General features: G+C 60.8%; 16 protein-coding genes. 9 read left to right on the top strand and 7 right to left on the bottom strand.

All coding sequences use genetic code 11. The features are described from left to right. Positions 1-1,080 (top strand): ParB/RepB/Spo0J family partition protein, encoded by a 1,080-nt coding sequence (locus M0D65_RS17740; protein ID WP_266253849.1) that lies wholly within the window; start codon positions 1-3, stop codon positions 1,078-1,080. 54 nt (positions 1,081-1,134) lie between these two features. On the opposite strand, the gene M0D65_RS17735 is transcribed toward M0D65_RS17740, so the two are convergent. Further along, a complete protein-coding gene (locus tag M0D65_RS17735; RefSeq protein WP_091011976.1) occupies positions 1,135-2,493 on the bottom strand; it encodes a replication initiation protein in 1,359 nt (452 codons plus the stop codon). A 1,954-nt stretch (positions 2,494-4,447) separates the two neighbouring features. Here M0D65_RS17735 and M0D65_RS17730 point away from each other — a divergent pair. Continuing rightward, on the top strand, positions 4,448-5,653 hold the full coding sequence (locus tag M0D65_RS17730; protein WP_266254154.1) for a DNA-binding protein: 1,206 nt from the start codon (positions 4,448-4,450) through the stop codon (positions 5,651-5,653). A gap of 81 nt (positions 5,654-5,734) precedes the next feature. Here M0D65_RS17730 and M0D65_RS17725 read toward each other — a convergent pair whose 3' ends face one another. The 3 genes from M0D65_RS17725 to M0D65_RS17715 form a co-directional block, all read right to left on the bottom strand. Beyond that, positions 5,735-6,793 (bottom strand): tyrosine-type recombinase/integrase, encoded by a 1,059-nt coding sequence (locus tag M0D65_RS17725; RefSeq protein WP_266253848.1) that lies wholly within the window; start codon positions 6,791-6,793, stop codon positions 5,735-5,737. 154 nt (positions 6,794-6,947) lie between these two features. Beyond that, positions 6,948-7,349, bottom strand: a complete 402-nt coding sequence (locus M0D65_RS17720; RefSeq protein ID WP_091011989.1) for a DUF2471 family protein — start codon at positions 7,347-7,349, stop codon at positions 6,948-6,950. A 109-nt stretch (positions 7,350-7,458) separates the two neighbouring features. Beyond that, positions 7,459-8,070, bottom strand: a complete 612-nt coding sequence (locus tag M0D65_RS17715; RefSeq protein ID WP_266253847.1) for a helix-turn-helix domain-containing protein — start codon at positions 8,068-8,070, stop codon at positions 7,459-7,461. A 184-nt stretch (positions 8,071-8,254) separates the two neighbouring features. On the opposite strand from M0D65_RS17715, the gene M0D65_RS17710 reads away from it, so the two are divergent. Together M0D65_RS17710 and tdh are read left to right on the top strand one after the other, a co-directional pair. Beyond that, entirely contained in the window at positions 8,255-9,454 is a 1,200-nt protein-coding gene (locus M0D65_RS17710; RefSeq protein WP_266253846.1) for a glycine C-acetyltransferase, read from the top strand. Positions 9,455-9,470: 16 nt separating this feature from the next. Then, complete coding sequence (tdh, locus tag M0D65_RS17705; protein ID WP_266253845.1) at positions 9,471-10,502, top strand: L-threonine 3-dehydrogenase; 1,032 nt, start codon at positions 9,471-9,473, stop codon at positions 10,500-10,502. Positions 10,503-10,525: 23 nt separating this feature from the next. Here the strand turns inward: tdh and M0D65_RS17700 are convergent, their stop codons facing one another. After that, a complete protein-coding gene (locus tag M0D65_RS17700; RefSeq protein ID WP_266253844.1) occupies positions 10,526-11,140 on the bottom strand; it encodes a YceI family protein in 615 nt (204 codons plus the stop codon). Between the two features lie 206 nt (positions 11,141-11,346). On the opposite strand from M0D65_RS17700, the gene M0D65_RS17695 reads away from it, so the two are divergent. From M0D65_RS17695 to M0D65_RS17685, 3 genes are all read left to right on the top strand, one after another. Further along, the gene (locus M0D65_RS17695; RefSeq protein ID WP_266253843.1) at positions 11,347-11,991 is read left to right on the top strand and encodes a TetR/AcrR family transcriptional regulator; all 645 of its coding nucleotides are present in this window, start codon (positions 11,347-11,349) and stop codon (positions 11,989-11,991) included. A 36-nt stretch (positions 11,992-12,027) separates the two neighbouring features. Then, positions 12,028-12,507, top strand: a complete 480-nt coding sequence (locus M0D65_RS17690; RefSeq protein ID WP_266253842.1) for a nuclear transport factor 2 family protein — start codon at positions 12,028-12,030, stop codon at positions 12,505-12,507. 261 nt (positions 12,508-12,768) lie between these two features. After that, positions 12,769-13,293 carry a hypothetical protein gene (locus M0D65_RS17685; protein WP_091012009.1) on the top strand — a complete coding sequence of 175 codons (525 nt, stop codon included), beginning with the start codon at positions 12,769-12,771 and terminating at the stop codon, positions 13,291-13,293. On the opposite strand, the gene M0D65_RS17680 is transcribed toward M0D65_RS17685, so the two are convergent. Further along, positions 13,290-14,756: a CoA transferase gene (locus M0D65_RS17680; protein WP_266253841.1), complete on the bottom strand. Its 1,467-nt coding sequence runs from the start codon at positions 14,754-14,756 to the stop codon at positions 13,290-13,292. The genes M0D65_RS17685 and M0D65_RS17680 overlap by 4 nt on opposite strands. A 128-nt stretch (positions 14,757-14,884) precedes the next feature. Here M0D65_RS17680 and M0D65_RS17675 point away from each other — a divergent pair, with 128 nt between their 5' ends. Both M0D65_RS17675 and M0D65_RS17670 read left to right on the top strand, forming a co-directional pair. Continuing rightward, positions 14,885-15,766: a LysR family transcriptional regulator gene (locus M0D65_RS17675; RefSeq protein ID WP_266253840.1), complete on the top strand. Its 882-nt coding sequence runs from the start codon at positions 14,885-14,887 to the stop codon at positions 15,764-15,766. A 400-nt stretch (positions 15,767-16,166) separates the two neighbouring features. Beyond that, complete coding sequence (locus tag M0D65_RS17670; RefSeq protein ID WP_266253839.1) at positions 16,167-17,066, top strand: LysR family transcriptional regulator; 900 nt, start codon at positions 16,167-16,169, stop codon at positions 17,064-17,066. A gap of 37 nt (positions 17,067-17,103) precedes the next feature. Here the strand turns inward: M0D65_RS17670 and M0D65_RS17665 are convergent, their stop codons facing one another. After that, positions 17,104-18,405 (bottom strand): Nramp family divalent metal transporter, encoded by a 1,302-nt coding sequence (locus tag M0D65_RS17665; protein ID WP_266253838.1) that lies wholly within the window; start codon positions 18,403-18,405, stop codon positions 17,104-17,106. Positions 18,406-18,433 lie beyond the last annotated feature (28 nt).

Raw genomic sequence — 18,433 nt, 5'->3', positions numbered from 1 at the left:
ATGAAACCCTCCCAGTTCGCCAAAGGCTTTCAAGCGCGTCCGGACACGACCAGCAGCGAGAAACGGACCGCACTCGATCGTCTGAATGCAATCGACGGTCTCGTGCAGCCAGGTTCGACAAAAAACAATGAAATCGCAGGTCGCTCGAGCCAGCCCGCCAGCGTCCCGGCTGTTGTCGCTATATCCAGCGAAGCAGCCGAGTCCGCAGAACACGTCAATGAGTCCCCCGCTTATCGGGCATGGCGCCTCGAACACGGCTATCGTCCGGGACAGGTTATCGAGCTTGCACTAAAGGCAATCAAACCGAGTCCGTTTAATCCGCGGCATTTTTATTTGAAATCGTCTATCGCGGAACTGGCGGTCAATCTCGCCAAACAGGGACAGCAACAGGCCATCCATGTCATCCCCGACTACGACAATCCCGGAAGCTATTTCGTCAGCGACGGCGGGCGCCGGGTACGCGCGCTCAAGGAAGCCAACAAGGAGACGGTGAAGGCGATCGTCGTAGATCTGCCCATCGGCATCGAAAGCTACAAACTCGGCTACGACCTCAACGTCCAGCGCGACTCGCAAACGGTTTTCGATAACGCCGTAGTCTGGAAACGCTTTCTCGATGACGGCCATTTTCAAAGCCAGAAAGAGCTGGCCGAACATCTGGGTCTCGATGAATCGACGGTCGCGGTCGCACTGTCGATCGCCAAGTTACCCGAAGTCGTCATGCACGAAATGGTTGTGCGAACGGACCGGTTCGGCTCGAACATGGCCTATCAGGTCGGCCGCTACCACTCGGCACGCGGCGCCGACTCGACGCTTCGTCTGATCAACAAGATCCTCTCGGACGATCTGAGCACCCGCCAAGTCGCCGATATCGTGAAGGGCAGGGCGAGTCCGCAGGAAAGCACCAAACCGGCCGGCCGCCAGCGCTACGCTCAGCGACTCGAAATCAAGCTGGAAGGGGTGTCGGTCGGGGATCTGAAGTCGTATGGCGACGACCGCCTCGAACTCCGGCTGCGGGGTCTGTCGAGAGAGAAGCGGGATGACATCCTGAAGCAGATCGAACAGATTCTGCTGCTCAAATAGACGCGGTTGCCGCAGCCGTCAGCGGCAACCTCGGTCTCGCGCTCAACTGCGGAATCAGGCCGCCCGGGATTGGCTCAGGGTGAACGCGAGCAGATCGCCGTCGGTCGGCTCACCCCACGTGCGGCGCGCCAGCCAGTCGAAGAACGCAGTCTCGCCGAGCTTAGAATCCAGACCGCGTCGGCGCCAGTCGTCGCGCATGTGGCCGCCTAGTGTCGGCAGTTCGTCCTCTTCGAACGACTGCCGGGCCACGTCCCGCTCCGTCTCACCCTGTTCGTCGTACAGCGCTCGCGCTTCCTTGCGGCGATAGGCCGAGTATTCGCCGAGCAGACGCGCCTTCAGATCGTCGGCAGGCGCACCCGGCAGCGCCTTGGCACCACCGCCGCTGCTCACCACCTGCAGTTCCTCGACCGGCGGCGCATAGCCCTTCTTCAGCGCGTCCTTGAAGAGCGCCGGGGCGCTGCGGACCGGCGGCAGCGCGGTACTGCGCATGCGCTGCTCGGTCATCTGCAGGGCAGCCCGAATCCGGTTTTCCTCGCTGTCGGCGTACAGGGTCTGCGCTTCCTTCAACGGAATACCGATCTTGACCATCCGGTCGACGAGCGTGCTGTCGAAGACATTGGGGTGCTCGTCGAGCGCGAGCATCGGCTGTTTGCGCTCGGTAACGCGGAACTGGATCTCGGCCACCCGTCGGCCTTCGCGGTGCTCGATCAGCTCGACGAAGATGTTGGTCACCGCGTTCACTTCCGCGATGGCCGGCCTCAGGTAGTCACGCTTGAAGTATTTGTACTCGCGCTTGGCTTCGTCGCCGGCTTCCGTATCGGGCGTACCGGACAGGATGGGGCGCCACCATTCCCACGACTCGCGCATCGTCAGATGGCTGGGATTGGTCAGGTAGCGAACACAGATCTCATAGAGTGCGAGACCCGCGCTGCTGCGCAACTGGCTCTGGAACTGCAGGCTCAGACGCGCGTACTGAACCGGGTCGAGCAGCTTCTTCTTGATCTTCGGCGCAAACGAGAATTCGACCCAGACCCGGCGCGTAGCGGGATCTTCCAGAATTTCCGCGTCGGCGATCAGCGTGGAGATGCCCCACTTGCGGCCCGGTTTCTGGCTCGACGTCCCCGTGCTCCATTCGACCTGCACCGACACCATGCGCCGCAGGTGTTCCTTGACGAGCGCCGTGTCGTTCGAATCGAACGCCGAATTGGCCACGATGTCCGACAGCAGCGCCCGGTAGGTATCGCCGGACTCGTCGGCCTGCTGGGCAACGGCCAGCAGCACATTGAACAGCTTTCGGGTCAGCAGTGTGATCTTGCCGCTTTTCGGCTGGATCGCGATCGCCTCGACGGCTTTACGCAGTTCCGCCGAACTCGGACTCACCACATCGGTTTTCTTCGCGCGCTTCGTAGCCATACCGTCGGGTCGAGGAGAGATTTTTGCAGAGAATACCGGCTGGGGTGATGTGCGTCTATAGGGCCGATCTCACCATTTCGGGTGAAGCGGGTTTACGGATCGTCACTCACCTCGACCGCCTCCCGAAGATCCTCACCTTCAGGATTTTGGGCGATCCGCCGACACCGTTGTGCCCCGGACATTCCACAAATTCCGCATCGATTACCGATGCATCCGACCGCTTCGCGCCCATCCCGTATCGGCTCACCAATCAATTTGTCGTAATTCTGCGACGGAAAATGCGCACGAAACTTGAGGCGTTTTCCTGGCGGCGTCCCTGACGGCAACCATGGAAAACAAAACCGGGCGCTATCTCGAGGCCGCCGGGACGTGCGACCCGATAACGGCTCGACCGCCTCTGGCAAAGGCTCACTCAGGATAGGCGCAGCAGCCACGGAGAGCGGCTGTCATCACTGTCCGACCGTCTCCCGGAAATTCAGGGCGCTCGCCGCCACCCGTGCCCATAGCAGTCGAGACGCTTCAGAGGTCGCGCCTCCCCGGTGTCCGCAGCAAGAAACCTCGATCACCGAACCCCAGCCAATCGCAGGAACAAGGCATCGCTCCCGCAAACCCTCACCTTAGCTATCCGGGCGTGTCACACGAAGCAAAAGGACGACCCCGTGTTCACAACGGATAGACCATCCAGGGGTCCCGAAAACCCTCACCTAACGCGTGATCGAACGATCCTGCCGGAGAACCGCTACCCGGAACCAGCGCTCCCGGAAACACTCACCATTCGAGATCCCTGGGAAAATATCCAGTCATTTCCGGGACTTATGAAGGAAACGCAACATCCAACATGAGCCCACTGATCCCGAAAAGCCTCACCTTAAGAACATTCAGGCGCGCAGAAACCATCGTTTCGCTGCCCCCGCAAAGCCTCACCTCAGCGGATTCATGTGTTCGTAGCTGGCCTTCACCATTCAGTCTCCGGTGTGCTTTCGCCGTAAGTGACCGCAAACTTGTTCCCGTATTCGCTCACCCTTGAGCCTCCAGAGAACAAAAATGCCTCCCGAAAAGCCTCACCCATCACCCATGAGCCGTTATTTTGATGCAACCGGATTGCCTCAACGACGCTCCCGAAATCCCTCACCTTTGGCATTTCAGCATGACCATCGATGAACTACCCCTGGTCGAATCAGAGTCCGTCCACGGGCCTACACTCCCGAAAAACCTCACCTGAACCCCGGAAACCCTTGTTTTTCGGGGCTTTCAGCCCTTCGACTCCCGAATAGCCTCACGTCCGTGCCCCGTTTTGTCCCGGTAAGGCTCACCTTGGCTATCCGGACCCTCCCATTCACGCCCAAAACCGAATCAGAAACACCTCCCGAAAAACCTCACCGTCAGGATTCCCGGCATCGAAGCAAGGATCGGACACATCAAGGGAGAGCGGGAACCAGGTCCCGCAAAACCTCACCTTTGGAGATCTGGATTATCCGGACCGCCCCTGAACCCACTCACTTGGTGTCCCGCAGTGACTCACCCACGCTCCTGAACCCCATCACCCGCGCGTCCCGGATGGACTCACCATCTGTCCCGCAAAGCCTCACCTCATACCGCTGGGACCCTTACCAGGTAAGGATTTGCCATGGCGTTAACGTTTTTAACTAGGTTCAAGGGTGTTTACTTTTATTACTCTCAAGCAGTCGGAACCCGTGCTTCAGTAAAAAAACATCTCCCCTCCGGCGTGGAACAGTGCCAAATCATTGGGAAGTTGTAAAAATCAAAACAAAACAATGACTTAACTGCCATACTTCGCTTTGTTTCACGGAAAACCTTAGATCACAGAGGTATAACGTGAAGAGCAGGCCCATTGCATGACATGTATCTCGCGTAGATAGCTCTGTTACAGCAAAAAGTAGCATTCACTACGTAATTTGTTATGATTCGTCGTAGCCAAACACTGGAACGGCATATGAATCTAGATCAGGAACGTCAGGCAATCCGCGAAGAGCTCAAATTACTACGCGAAAGCGGTGCCCGGCGACAGGATCTTTCCCTGCACGCGTGCAAGCGCCTCTTCTTCGATCTGGGCATCCGCCCGTCCATGGCGGCGGTAAGAGATCTCACCCAAACAGGCAGTGCCAGCGATATTCCCAAAGACATCGACAGCTTCTGGGAACGCATTCGTTCGACCTCACAGACCCGCGTCGGAGCCGGCGCGATTCCCGAAGCGCTCGAGACGCGTGCCGGCGAACTGCTCGGCGCACTGTTCGACGAAGCGCTCAATCAGGCCCGTTCGACGCTCGATGCCGAGCGCAGCGAAATGCACGCCGAGCTTTCCGCCGCGAAACAGGCTGTACGCGAGGCGGAGATTCGCCGCGAAGCGTCGGATGAAGCGGTGCAGCGCAGCGAAGACCGGGCACAGGCCGCCGGCGAACGAATCCGGATGCTCGAGGCCGATATCGCTACCGCCAATACGCACGGCGCAGTCCATCACGAAGGGCTGCAGACCGCGGTGCGCCGGCTGGAAGCCGAAAACGAAACGCTGCAAAAGCGTGTGGATACCGAGCAATCGACAAATGCTGCTTTACGCGACCGAATCGACGCTTTGCACGTCGAAATGCGCCAAAGTACCGAGCATTATGCGCAACAGATCAAGGACGCGATTGCCGAAGCAGAGCGCCGCGTCAAACCGATGCTGGTCGAGCTGGATTCGTTGCGCAGCATGGCCGCGACCTATCAGGCGGGCGTCAGGGACAACAGCCGGAAAGAATTCGATTTCATCCAGCAGCTCGCGGCGGCGAAGGCGCGCGGCGATCGGCTCGACGCCCAGTTGCGCGAGCAGTCGGATGAAATCGACCGCCTGACCCAGGAGACCGCACAGTTGCATGCCCAGCAAGGGATCGACGCGAATGTCGGCGGACTGTTGTGGTCGCTTGCGTCGACGGGACGCTTGAGCGCCGGGGAGCTTACCCGGATTGGCACCGCGGCCGATGGACACGTTGCGCTTCCACAGCATTGCCCAAAGTGTTCGGAGGGTGAGCCGGAGCTCTCGCAGGTCGATCACCGGTACGAACTCTTCTGCCCGGAGTGCGACCACACCTCCGGGCCGGGCGATTCCCGGCTGGAGGCGGTTACCCGCTTCATTTCCGCTGCTATCGACACCTCCGCGGCGTGACTTTTGCCGGGCTCGAATGGCCGAAACCTCTAAAGGTGAGGGAATTCGGGACCTAGAAGGTGAGGCAGTTCGGGACGCGAATCAGGCGGGTGGTTTGACTGACGGGGCATCGGCGGGAGCGCCTGGGTCTGGTTCGCTACCGCCGCCCGCCACCGATTCCTGCTTTTCCGCCCACGCTTTCCACGCCCGATGTAGCCGGTTCGCGGAAACCGCCTGCGCGAACCCCAGCCACTGCCCGACCAGTTCCGGCGCAACCCCGCTTTCGAACAGATCGGCCGCGAAAGTGTTGCGCAGCGTATGCGGGCTTGCCCGCGCGGCTCGTGCCTCCGCGATTCCAGACGCTTCGACTTGCGCGTCCACTGCGCGAAGCACGGTCGCCTTGTGCATCGGCCGACCGGCGGGCGACGCCGGAAAGACCAGATCTCCCGTCTGCCCGGAAAGTCGACGCTCTGCCAGCCACGCATCGAGGATGGCTACAGCAAACGGCGACAGCCGGGTACGCCGCGTCAACGATGGATCGGGCGCGTCGACCGTAACCCACGGGGAGCCGGCACTCACGCAACTAACCGAGAGCATTGCCGCCTCACCCGTCTTGAGTCCACCACCGAGAAAGAGCGCGGTGAGCGCGCGGTCGCGACGCTCTCGCCAGCGTTGAGAGCTCGACAAGGTCACGACCGGTGAGAACAACTGGGCGATCAGCGTTGCCCGTTCAGCGGCATTCAGAAAACCGGTGGGTTCATTATCGCGTGCGTCGCGCCACGCGGCCTCGCCGTCCTGCGCGATGAAGCGCGCGGGATTGGTCGATGCCAGTTCGATCGAACGCACGTGATCGAGAACCCGTTCGATCAGTCGTAAATAGCGGACACGCTGTGGTTTTCGTACTGGCAGTTGCGCGACGAATTCCGCGATGGTCGGCATATCGACCGTGATCAGGTGCTTGTGCCGAAGGTCGAGCCAGTCGAGGAAGAAGCCCCATTGAGCACGATACACATCGGCGGACGAACGGCGCAGACGCTGGCTCGCGAGCCATGTATCGAATGCGGTGTGTGGATCGCGACGCCATGCCTCACGTTCCTGATCGAAGAGATCGGTGGCGTGCGGACGAGGATGCCCGGTGTTCGGGGTGGTCGGCGAGGACATGATCTCTATTTCAGTTAGTTGCGTAATAGTAGGAGATCTACAGGTCGTCAACCAGGGCACTCAGGGGACATCGCCATCGAAAGAACCTGACCGGTGAGACTTTCCAGGAGATCGCCCACACGCAGTGCCCGGAGTCGGCCGAGCCCGCCGTACGCTAGCCGCCCCAGGGTCGCCCGCGCCTCGGTTGTGCACGACGGCGCGTTTGTGACGACGCGAGTTGCGTTGCCGCGCGGCGCTCCGCCTCTTCATAGGCTGTGACCGCAAATGCAAACACCGCGGGCAGCGCATTCGACGCGCCGAAGCTGACCGGATCGTCCGTTTCGGGGTAAGACAGGCCGCTTGGCCGCTGAAACAGGCTCAACATGATTTCGTCATGCCGGCTTGCCAGGCCGAGATCGGCCAGCGCTTCGGCTTCGATTGCGTGCAGCAGCCGCCACGTGAGCGGCACGCCGCGCACAATGTAGCGTGCGGAGATGTTTCGGACGATATGTTCGAGGTCGCGCGCCGCGGTCTGGAAGCGCCGGGCGGCCAGGTCGTGATCGGTGGGGTCGTTCATGTTCGGCTCCGGTCGTCGGGCATCTACTGTACAAACATACAGTGATTGCTGCAACCTCGGCTTATTGGCTAACGCATGATGCGTGACCGGCTCTGCTCACTGGAGATGTTTACCCATGGATCACGATCAGCAACGCCCTGGCTTCCCCCTTGCCGGCATTGCGGATCGCGTGCGGTTCGTCCGCGACATAACGGGCGGTGTCCGCGGTTTTCAGGCGCTTCGTCGCGCCGGCCGCTTCCACCTCGATCGTGCCGTGCAGGACCGTGAGATGCTCGCGGGTGCCAGGTTCGTGTGCGTTCGACACCAGAGCGCCCCCGGCCTGCAGCGTCAACTCGTACCATTCGAACTTCCCTGCCAGTTCGATCGGCCCCCACACGCGCAACTGGTAGCCGGCATCGTGACCGCTCAAGGTCGGGATTTCGTGCGGGCCGGACACGGCAATCGCTTCGGGCGCCTTCTGCACGGCGAACAGCGAATCGAGGCTGACGCCGAGCGCATGGGTCAGGCGCCAGGCGACGGCAATGGTCGGATTGGCCTTGTCGCGCTCGATTTCCGACAGCATCGATTTCGACACGCCCGCCGCGCGCGACAGATCGTCGAGCGTCATGCGTCGCTCGCTGCGCAGGCGCTGGATCTGCTCGCCGACGCGCGGCGGCGCCGCGAGCGGCGACGAAGCGGGAGCGGCGAGTGGTGCGGGACGCCGGCTTGTCGAACTTGCCATTTACTGACCTATCGTTTAGAGTTGTTCGATATACCGAATTCTAGTTCGGAAAAGCGAAAATTTTCGATAAAACTGACAGCCGACTATAGCAGGACACGACGCGGGCGAGTACGTTTACCCGCGCTCGCGCGATCGCAGAATCAATCTGTCGTGCCGCCGGCCCACTCTTTCAGGAGCCCGATTCATGCGTGACGCCTATCTTTCCCATTTGCGCGGGACACTCGAACAGATCCGCGCAGACGGCTTTCACAAGACCGAGCGCGTGATCGACAGCCCGCAGTCGGCGGAGATCCGCCTGACCGCCGGCAACGGCGTACTGAATTTCTGCGCGAACAACTACCTGGGTCTTGCCAACGACGCACGCCTGATCGAAGCCGCCAAAGCCGGTCTCGACAACGACGGTTTCGGCATGGCGTCGGTGCGGTTTATCTGCGGCACGCAGACCGTGCACAAGCAACTGGAACGCGCACTCGCAGATTTTCTCCACACCGACGACTGCATTCTGTATTCGAGCTGCTTCGATGCGAACGGCGGCCTGTTCGAAACGCTGCTCGATGAATCCGACGCGATCATCAGCGACGAACTGAATCACGCGAGCATCATCGACGGCGTGCGTCTGTCGAAAGCGAAGCGCTTTCGCTACAAGAACAACGATCTCGCCGATCTCGAAGCGAAGCTGCGCGAAGCCGATGCGGCGGGCGCACGCTTCAAGCTGATCGCCACCGACGGCGTATTTTCGATGGACGGCATCATCGCGGACCTCGCTGGCATCTGCGATCTCGCCGATCGTTACGGTGCGCTTGTGATGGTCGACGATTCGCATGCAGTCGGCTTTATCGGCGAACACGGTCGCGGCACACCCGAATATTGCGGCGTGCTGTCGCGCGTCGACATCATCACCGGTACGCTCGGCAAGGCGCTCGGCGGAGCGTCGGGTGGCTACGTCGCTGCACGCAGCGAAGTCATCGACCTGTTGCGCCAGCGCTCGCGTCCTTATCTGTTCTCCAATACGCTCACGCCGAGCATTGCGGCTGCGTCGCTGAAAGTGCTCGAACTGCTTGCCAGCGACGAAGGCGCGCAACTGCGCGAGCGCGTACGGGCGAACGGCGCACGCTTTCGCGCGGCGATGAGCGCACTCGGTTTCACGCTCGTACCCGGCGAACACCCGATCATTCCCGTGATGCTCGGCGACGCGCAACTCGCGTCGCGCATGGCCGATGCGCTGCTGCAGGAAGGCGTCTACGTGATCGGCTTCTCGTACCCGGTCGTGCCGAAAGGCCGCGCGCGCATCCGCACGCAGATGAGCGCGGCGCATACGCCCGCACAGATCGACCAGGCTGTCGATGCATTCGCCCGTGTCGGCCGCTCGCTCGGCATCATTTGAAGAATCAGAGGCGCATATGAAAGCACTTGCAAAACTCGAACGCGGGCCAGGTCTGACGCTTACGCGCGTAAAAAAACCCGAAGTCGGCCACAACGACGTGATGATCCGCATCACGCGCACGGCGATCTGCGGCACCGATATTCATATCTGGAAGTGGGACGACTGGGCACAGAAAACGATTCCTGTGCCGATGCACGTCGGCCACGAATACGTCGGCGAAATCGTCGAGATGGGCCAGGAAGTACGCGGTTTTTCGATCGGCGACCGGGTGTCCGGCGAAGGACACATCACGTGCGGCTTCTGCCGCAACTGTCGCGCGGGTCGACGCCATCTGTGCCGCAATACGGTCGGCGTCGGTGTGAATCGTGAAGGCGCATTCGCCGAATTTCTGGTGATCCCCGCGTTCAACGCGTTCAAGATTCCCGCCGATATCTCCGACGATCTCGCCGCGATTTTCGATCCGTTCGGTAACGCGACGCACACGGCGCTGTCGTTCAATCTGGTCGGCGAAGATGTGTTGATTACCGGTGCTGGACCGATCGGCATCATGGCCGTGGCGATCGCGAAGCATGTCGGTGCACGCAACGTCGTGATCACCGACGTCAACGACTATCGACTCGAACTCGCGCGCAAGATGGGTGCGACCCGCGTGGTGAACGTACTGCGCGAATCGCTGCGCGATGTGATGGACGATCTGCACATGACCGAGGGCTTCGATGTGGGCCTCGAAATGTCCGGTGTGCCGAGCGCGTTCACGAGCATGCTCGAAGCGATGAATCACGGCGGCAAGATCGCGCTGCTTGGTATTCTGCCCTCGCAGACCGCGATCGACTGGACCCAGGTGATCTTCAAGGGCCTCGAAATCAAGGGCGTCTATGGCCGGGAGATGTTCGAGACCTGGTACAAGATGGTCGCGATGCTGCAAAGCGGGCTTGACCTCTCGCCGATCCTCACGCACCGCTTCCCCGTCGATGACTATCAGCAAGCGTTCGCCACGATGCTTTCGGGCGAAAGCGGCAAGGTGATTCTCGACTGGACTGCAGCGTAATAGTCGTTTGGCCGCGGGCTGGTTTAGTTGCCAGCCGGCGGTCGCACGAACTCCGCCTGAATCCGCACGTGCACATCGTCGCCGACCGCGGGGTACCAGGTCCCCAATCCGAACTTTGAGCGGCTAAAACGGCCTTCCGCCGAAAAGCCCACCGTGTCCTGCTTCGTCAACGGATCGGGTGAGAAACCGTTGAACGTGACATCGAGCGTGATGGGCTGCGTCACATCGCGAATCGTCAGATTGCCGGTGAGTGTGCCGCGCGCGTCGCCGGTGCGCTCGAACCGCGTGCTGACAAAGCGGATTTGCGGATGATTCGCGGCATCGAACATATCCGCGCCTTTGACGAGCCGGTCGAGAATCGGCACATTCGTGTCGACGCTATTCGCGTCGATCGTAACCGTCACCTGGCTCTTGTCCAGTCCGCCCTGATTCCAGTCGAGTTGCGCATCCACACGATCGAAGCGCATCGTGAAGCGCGAATATTTCAAATGATCGACGTCGAAAATCACGCTCCAGTGGTGCGGATCGAGCGTGTATTGCCCGGCAGGCACGCGGGCTTCCGTCTGGCTGACCGAATGCGTCACGACCTGGAGCGGCGTGCACGCTGTGAGCACAGCCACAGCGGCTACAGCTGCCATCGCGACCGCTGAAAATGTACGTGTGAAAACAGCGCGGACTGAAAGCTGGTTCATGAACGGGGTATCCGGTGAAGGGAGCGATACCACGATAACCGATCTGGCGTAATCGTGACGCCATCGCTCATTTGCGGCTGCACACGGCAGCAAGACACTACATCGAACATGGATCGCTTGACACGGTGGAATGATCGTTCTACCGTTCGCACATGACGACCTCCACTGACCCGCAAACTACCGCCGGTGCACGCGAACGACTGCTCGACGCAGCCGAAGCGCTGATCTACGCAGACGGCATCCATGCCACTGGTGTGGATGCGATCGTCCGGTTGTCCGGCACCGCGCGTAAAAGCTTCTATACGCACTTCGAATCGAAGGACGCGCTCGTTGCCGCCGCGCTGGAACGGCGCGACGAACGCTGGATGAACTGGTTCATCGCCGGTACCGAGCAACGTGGGCGTACTCCGCGCACCCGTCTGCTCGGCATGTTCGACGTGTTGCGCGAGTGGTTCGCCTCCGACAACTTTCATGGCTGCGCCTTCCTGAACGCATCCGGTGAAATCGCCGAGGCAGACGACCCGATCCGTATCGTCGCGCGCGAGCACAAGGAGCGCCTGCTCGATTTCGTGCGCACGGTGTGCGACGAATACGCGGCGTCGGGCGGCATAAGCGTTAGAGGTGCCGCGCGCCTGTCGCGTCAGTGGTTGATCCTGATCGACGGGGCGATCGGGGTAGCACTCGTCAGCGGCGACCCCGATGCGGCGCTCGATGCCCGCGCCGCGGCCGAACAACTGCTCGATGCCGCGTCTGCATCGGTGGCAACGCGCTCGCACACGCGACGCGAATCAACCTGATCTGTACCCACCTTAGCAACAACCCAAGGACCCACCATGAGCGAACCGATCGAAACCCGTCCCCCCGTTCCGCCGTTCACACGCGAAACCGCGATCCAGAAAGTGCGAGCTGCCGAAGACGGCTGGAACACCCGCGACCCCGAGCGCGTATCGCTTGCCTATACGCCGCAGAGCGTGTGGCGCAATCGCGCGGAATTCGTCACCGGGCGCGCGGAAATCGTCGGGCTGTTGCGCCGTAAGTGGGCGAAGGAGCTGGACTACCGGTTGATCAAGGAGCTGTGGGCGTTCACCGACAATCGCATCGCGGTGCGCTTCGCCTACGAATGGCACGACGATTCCGGCAGCTGGTTTCGCTCGTACGGCAACGAGAACTGGGAGTTCGACGAGCATGGCTTGATGGCGCGTCGCCATGCGAGCATCAACGATCTGCCGATCCGCGAAGCCGATCGCCTGTACCGCTGGCCGCTCGGGCGCCGTCCCGACGATCATCCGGGATTGTCGGACCTCGGTCTCTGAAACACGCTGTGCCGTCAGACGCGGACCCATCTTGCCGTGAATGCCCGAGCGGCATTCACCGGCCTGCCATCAGGCTCCGCTATCGTTCTTCCTCCTGATTGCTGACGGCGATGCGCTTGCCGTCGCAGGTCCCGTACCCGTCGTCCAGAGTAAGCCCTCCACCGTGCCGCAGCGCGTTGTGAGGTACAGTGCGACGGGCACAGCCCGACTCAATCGACATCACCATCGTGACACCGGCGCTCGACCGGTGACGGAGAAGACATGCGCTTTTGGCATACGAGAAACAGAACAAGGCGCGTGGTTGCGCTTGCCGCATTCGTCGCCGGTCTGGCGACGACCTCCCTCGCTCATGCAGCCGACTGGTGCAGCGGCGGCGTCTGGGTCGACGCGATGCTCGGCTCGTATCACATCGACCCCGATCCCGGTAAGCATTTCGAGCAGTTCAATCCTGGTCTCGGCGTCGAATGCTGGCTCGGTAACGAATGGGCGGTAACAGGCGGCGGCTTTCGCAATTCGCTGCGTCGTCCGTCGTGGTACGGCGGCGGTGTCTGGGCACCGGAGTTTCTGCATTGGGGCTACGTCCGGCTCGCCGCGATGGGCGGCATCATCTCCGGCTACAACTACGGCAACTGGGGCCTCGGTCGAAATCACACGATCGGCCCTGTTGCAGCGCCGATCGTGATGGTGGAATACAAGCGCGTGGGGGCAAACTTCATCGTCATTCCGCCGATTCCTTCCGACGATCTTCCGTTCACGATCGGCTTTCAGGTGAAGGTGCGGTTCTAGCCTGCATGCGTGCCTGACGACTCGCGAGGCAGCCACTCCGCGCGATTGCCTCCGAGCACCGGAATCGTTTTGTCCCAGCGAGGCGGCGTTTCAGACATACGGATGACCGGCCCCAGGCTGCGCAGATCGCCGAACGGCGTGCCGTAGTCGTCCACGGCGTACTGGTTGAACGCCTCCGGCGATAAACGTCCAGGCGCGTTTTCAAAACGGTCGATCAATCCCTGCCGTTGCAACAGCATGGCGGACTGGCATAGCGACACCTGCACGTGATAACTGCCGCCTTCCCGTGCCCGACGGGCAAGCGCCAGCATCGTGCCAAAAGCCGCCAGGAAGCCGGTGAGAAAATCGCACAGATACACGGGCGTCAGCTTCGGCCGCCCCGCTTTCGTCGCCGTACCCTGAATTTCGCACACGCCCGTCACGGCCTGAGCCACCTGATCCCAGCCGGCCCGGTCCGCGAGCGGGCCGCCAGAGCCGTAACAGTTCACGCTGACGTGGACGAGACCCGGACGTAGCTTCACCAGATCATCGATACCCAGACCGTGTGAGGCGAGACGATGCGGCCGGTAACCGTCGATGAACACATCGGCGTCGCCGACAAGCTTTCTTAACCGGGCAGCATCGGTCGGAACATTGATGTCCAGGAAGCAGCTTCGCTTCCCGTGGCTCGTATCGCGTACGAAGGGCGGCACCTGAGGCAGTTGCGGCGCCGTCACCATCAGGACATCGGCACCGTGCTCCGCCAGACCGATGCCGGTCGTCGGCCCCGCGAGGATGCGGGTCAAGTCGAGTACACGAATACCGGAAGCCGGCTGCGTACCGCCAGCCGGTAGCGGCAACGGCTCGCTGTCGGCCACCCTGGTAATTTCGACGACAGGACGGGACGCGAGATAGGCGCCGTGTGGATGCTCGAGCCATTCCTCGGGTGTGCGTACGATTCCGCCGCAGGCATTGGCCGCAGCGATCGCTTCTTCCAGATCGTCGGCTCGCCAGCGGCGCACCGCTGCAGCCACCGACTCCGGCGTTTTCTCGCATTGCAGGACGTCGAGGACGCGACGCTCGAGATGCGGCAGGTTGAAATGTGGCAGGAACCAGCGTCCGTCGGCGGTCTGCCAGGGCTGGGTAAGCGCCACCATCTGTTCAAGCGAGTCCGCGATCGGCGCCGGCCGATATTCCCCGTCAGTTCCTCTGACGAGCGTCATATCTTCCCCACCCAGGGACGTTGCCGCCGCTGCCATGATGTCGACACCGATAGACTGTCGACGCCCGGTTCGCAATTCCCACAGGTCATTTGCCGCAACCGCTCGTGCGGCGAGGGCACTCGCCAATGTCTCGCCGATCCGGAAAGGCGAGGCAAACATCGGGTCCGCACCCGTGATCGCGACTTCGTTTTGTGAAATGTCCTTGCCCGCGCGGATCGCCATCAGTTCGCGGAATGCTTCCGGTTTTTCTGTCATCGTCATGATCCATATCCTTTGTTTGATCTTCGATCGCGTCCGATACGCAACCAGCACTTGCAGAATCGACGTACTGAGCTTAGCATCTCGATTAGAGAATAACAAAGTTAACTTGTTCTTAATTTGAGAAATACATGGATCACTCGACTCTGGAAATCTTTTGCGTCGTTGCGGAGGAGCTCAGCATCACTCGGGCCGCCCAGCGGCTCGGCCGGGTGCAGTCCAACGTCACGACGCGCGTTCAACAGCTCGAAGAAGAACTCGGGGTGACGCTGTTCGTGCGGGAAAACAAGAGAATGCAGTTGTCCCCGCAGGGTGAAAAATTTCTCGGCTACGCAAAAGGGATGCTGGCGCTGGCAGAGGAAGCGCGTCAGATTCTTCAACCCGGACGCCCCGAAGGGCTGCTGCGCGTAGGTGCCATGGAAAGCACGGTCGCGAGCCGTCTGCCCGAGCCGCTCGCTCGATATCACCGGGCGTGGCCCGGCGTGCAGCTTCGGTTGAGCACCGCGCCTTCCCGGCAACTCGTCGATGCGTTGAAAGATCGCACGCTCGACTGCGCATTCGCGGCGCTTCCGCTCTCGACAGGTGAGACGCCGCAGGACCTGGCCGAACTGGGGCTGACGGGAGTTCGGGTCTACACCGAGCAACTGGTGCTGGTGTTGCCGCCGGACCACCCGACGGTACGAGAGGCGTCCGACTTGAGAATCCATTCTCTCGCGGCGTTCAAACAGGGCTGCACCTATCGATCGATCGCGGAAGACTGGTTGCGTTCGCAACAGAGCGATGCCGTTATCGATGTCCAGGAGGTCGGTTCGTATCACGCCATGCTGGCTTGTGTCGCTTCGGGCTCGTGCATCAGTTTTATCCCACGCAGCGTGATCGAACTGGCGCCCGAAACAACCCGGCTACGCCAGAAGCCAATCGGCAACGCCGATACGTGGATGATCTGGCGCAATGGCTATGAAACACCTGCGCTTGACGCATTGCGCGAAGCGTTAGCGTCAGCCCGTGACTGAAGGTGAGATTTTTCGGGAGCACTGTATCGGGCAACTGAAGACGGTGACGCACCGGAACGCACCATAAAGGCATGAATCACGCGACCGATGCCAGTCACATGATTCCATTATTTGCGAAGCCGCAAATATCAATTTCCAGATCCAGAAATTTACGAAAATTACGCGCCGCTGGTTGCCAATCAACCGGATCGATCTGCGTCGCATGGGGATTAGTCGATATACGGCGATACTTTCGTTTAGCGAAACGGTGTCGACATTGCATTGCCAGGTCATCGCACTGAAGATGAAAAACTTGCAATGTTCATGACACGCCTGTCGATGTCATGAGCGGTTTATTCTAGGGCCGTTTCAATCGCTTCGGCCGGAACTCCGGTTAGCCCCCAACCTCGCGCAGACCACTGTGAAGAACGCTACTTTGCGTCAACTCAAGACTTTCGAAACCGTTGCACGTCGCCTGAGTTTTGCCCGCGCGGCAAACGAGTTGCATCTATCGCCGCCAGCAGTGTCGACGCAGATCAAGCATCTGGAAGAGCATGCCGGCGTTGCGCTCTTCGAGCAGCTCGGAAAGAAAATCTACCTCACACCCGCAGGGCAGGAGATGCTCCACCACAGTCGCGCGATCATTCACTGCTTCCGCGAAGCCGAAGAGACTCTGGCGAAGATAAGGAGCCTCGCTGGAGGTAGCCTGAGCGTCGGTGTGATCAGCACAGGGGGCTACCATTTGCCGCATCTGCTGGCCGGGTTTTCAAACCGGAACGAAGCCGTCGAACTGAACCTGACCGTGGAAAACCACGACGGTCTGCTGTACCGCCTGGAAGAGAACCGGATCGATCTCGCGATCATGGTGGACGCGCCAGCGGAATCGAAATTCATCAGCACGCCATTCGCGCCGCATGCATTCTTTATCGTTGCGTCGCCGCAGCATCCGCAGGTTGGCAAGCAACACATCGATCTCTCGGAACTCAGGAACGAACGATTCATCGTGCGAGAGGAAGGTTCGGACACGTGGTATGCGATGCAGCAGTGCTTCAACGGTCGGCTCGCATTGAATGATCCACTCGAAATCAGCAATACCGAGGCCATCAAGCAAGCCGTGATCGCCGGAATGGGCATCAGTTTCCTGTCTGCACACACGGTCGCGCTGGAATTGCAGGCCGGTGTGCTTGCCGTGCTCGATGTCGCGGGTTTTCCGGTGCTGCGAAAGTGGCATGTCGTCCACCGGGCGGACAAGCAACTGGCACCCGTCGCTCAGGCCTTCAAGGCGTTTTTGCTCGCAGAAGGTGCGACGTATGCCAGTTGATGAAGTACCGCCGGTCACCCATCGGCTGGGATTCCACTCAGGACAGCACCTGCTTGAGCAGGTCCAGGTTCAGCGCGACGATCAGGATCGTGGCGAGCGTCGCAATCACGATCGTCGTTTTGCCGGCCGCGAATGTGCCCATGACACCGCGACGTGACGAGAGCACGACGAGGGCGACCAGCGGGATCGGTAGAAAGAAGCTGAGCGCGACCTGGCTGATCACCATCGCATTGACCACATTGAAATGCAGGCCGATCACGAAAGCCGGTGCCATGGTCATGATGCGGCGCGCCCAGACCGGAATCCTGAAGTCGACGAAGCCTTGCATGATGACCTGACCAGCCATCGTGCCGACCACCGAGCTCGACATGCCCGATGCCATGAGCGAGATCAGGAAAACGGTAGCGGCGCCCACGCCAAGCAGCGGAATCAGCGAGTGATACGCCACGCTGATATCCGAAATGCCGTCCGCGGAGCGTGGAAATACAGCCGCCGACATCATCACCATCGCGAGATTCACGAAGCCGGCCATGCCGAGCGCGATCAGGACTTCGCGGTTCGAAAACCACAGGAGCCGCGTACGTTCCGCGTCATTGCGCGCAGGGGTACGGTTTTGCGTGAGCCCCGAATGAAGGAACAGCGTGTGCGGCATGATCGTGGCGCCGATGATGCCGACGGCGAGCGTAATCGCATTGCTTCCGTGCAAACGCGGCACGATGCTACCGATCAGCGTGGCGTGCCAGTCGGGCGGCGCAATGAAGAGTTCGCACACGTAGCTCAATCCGATCACCGCGACGAGCGCCGCGATGACGAGCTCGAGCGGACGAAAACCCCCACGGTCGAGTAGCAGGATGATCATCGTTACGACACCGGTGACTATCAGACCGCAGAGCAGGGACACGTGAAACAGCAGCGATATGCCTAAGGCGCCGCCCAGAAACTCCGCGATATCGGTCGCCATTGCGGCGATCTCCGAGCCGCACCACATTGCCAGCACGATGGGCTTCGGGAATTGCTCGCGACACAGCTCCGCCAGGTTGCGGCCCGTGACGATGCCGAGCTTCGCGGACATGGCCTGAAACAGCATGGCGACGACGTTCGCAATGACGACGACCCACAGCAGTTCATACCCGCAAGACGAACCCGCCTGAATGTTCGTCGCAAAGTTGCCCGGGTCCATATAACCGACCGAGGCAATCACCGCAGGGCCGACGAACGGCAGAAAGGCGAGTAGACCTTTGCGGCGTCCCGTCAGCACGTCGCGCACAGCGAGTTCGGTCTGTTGTGTCGCGGCCGATATTGACGCGGCGCTCGCTTGAAATAGTTTGAGTGGAAACATCGTGTGACCCTGGACTCATCGAAAGGGA

The organism is Paraburkholderia sp. CHISQ3 (assembly GCF_030464945.1).
GTDB lineage: Bacteria > Pseudomonadota > Gammaproteobacteria > Burkholderiales > Burkholderiaceae > Paraburkholderia > Paraburkholderia megapolitana.
This window is presented reverse-complemented; position numbering and strand designations above follow the sequence as displayed.

What these genes read in the sequence shown, in the direction of transcription:
- M0D65_RS17740 (WP_266253849.1), top strand. Translation starts at nt 1, where the DNA reads ATGAAACCCTCCCAGTTCGCCAAAGGCTTTCAAGCGCGTCCGGACACG.
- M0D65_RS17735 (WP_091011976.1), bottom strand. Translation starts at nt 2,493, where the DNA reads ATGGCTACGAAGCGCGCGAAGAAAACCGATGTGGTGAGTCCGAGTTCG.
- M0D65_RS17730 (WP_266254154.1), top strand. Translation starts at nt 4,448, where the DNA reads ATGAATCTAGATCAGGAACGTCAGGCAATCCGCGAAGAGCTCAAATTA.
- M0D65_RS17725 (WP_266253848.1), bottom strand. Translation starts at nt 6,793, where the DNA reads ATGTCCTCGCCGACCACCCCGAACACCGGGCATCCTCGTCCGCACGCC.
- M0D65_RS17720 (WP_091011989.1), bottom strand. Translation starts at nt 7,349, where the DNA reads ATGAACGACCCCACCGATCACGACCTGGCCGCCCGGCGCTTCCAGACC.
- M0D65_RS17715 (WP_266253847.1), bottom strand. Translation starts at nt 8,070, where the DNA reads ATGGCAAGTTCGACAAGCCGGCGTCCCGCACCACTCGCCGCTCCCGCT.
- M0D65_RS17710 (WP_266253846.1), top strand. Translation starts at nt 8,255, where the DNA reads ATGCGTGACGCCTATCTTTCCCATTTGCGCGGGACACTCGAACAGATC.
- tdh (WP_266253845.1), top strand. Translation starts at nt 9,471, where the DNA reads ATGAAAGCACTTGCAAAACTCGAACGCGGGCCAGGTCTGACGCTTACG.
- M0D65_RS17700 (WP_266253844.1), bottom strand. Translation starts at nt 11,140, where the DNA reads ATGGCAGCTGTAGCCGCTGTGGCTGTGCTCACAGCGTGCACGCCGCTC.
- M0D65_RS17695 (WP_266253843.1), top strand. Translation starts at nt 11,347, where the DNA reads ATGACGACCTCCACTGACCCGCAAACTACCGCCGGTGCACGCGAACGA.
- M0D65_RS17690 (WP_266253842.1), top strand. Translation starts at nt 12,028, where the DNA reads ATGAGCGAACCGATCGAAACCCGTCCCCCCGTTCCGCCGTTCACACGC.
- M0D65_RS17685 (WP_091012009.1), top strand. Translation starts at nt 12,769, where the DNA reads ATGCGCTTTTGGCATACGAGAAACAGAACAAGGCGCGTGGTTGCGCTT.
- M0D65_RS17680 (WP_266253841.1), bottom strand. Translation starts at nt 14,756, where the DNA reads ATGACGATGACAGAAAAACCGGAAGCATTCCGCGAACTGATGGCGATC.
- M0D65_RS17675 (WP_266253840.1), top strand. Translation starts at nt 14,885, where the DNA reads ATGGATCACTCGACTCTGGAAATCTTTTGCGTCGTTGCGGAGGAGCTC.
- M0D65_RS17665 (WP_266253838.1), bottom strand. Translation starts at nt 18,405, where the DNA reads ATGTTTCCACTCAAACTATTTCAAGCGAGCGCCGCGTCAATATCGGCC.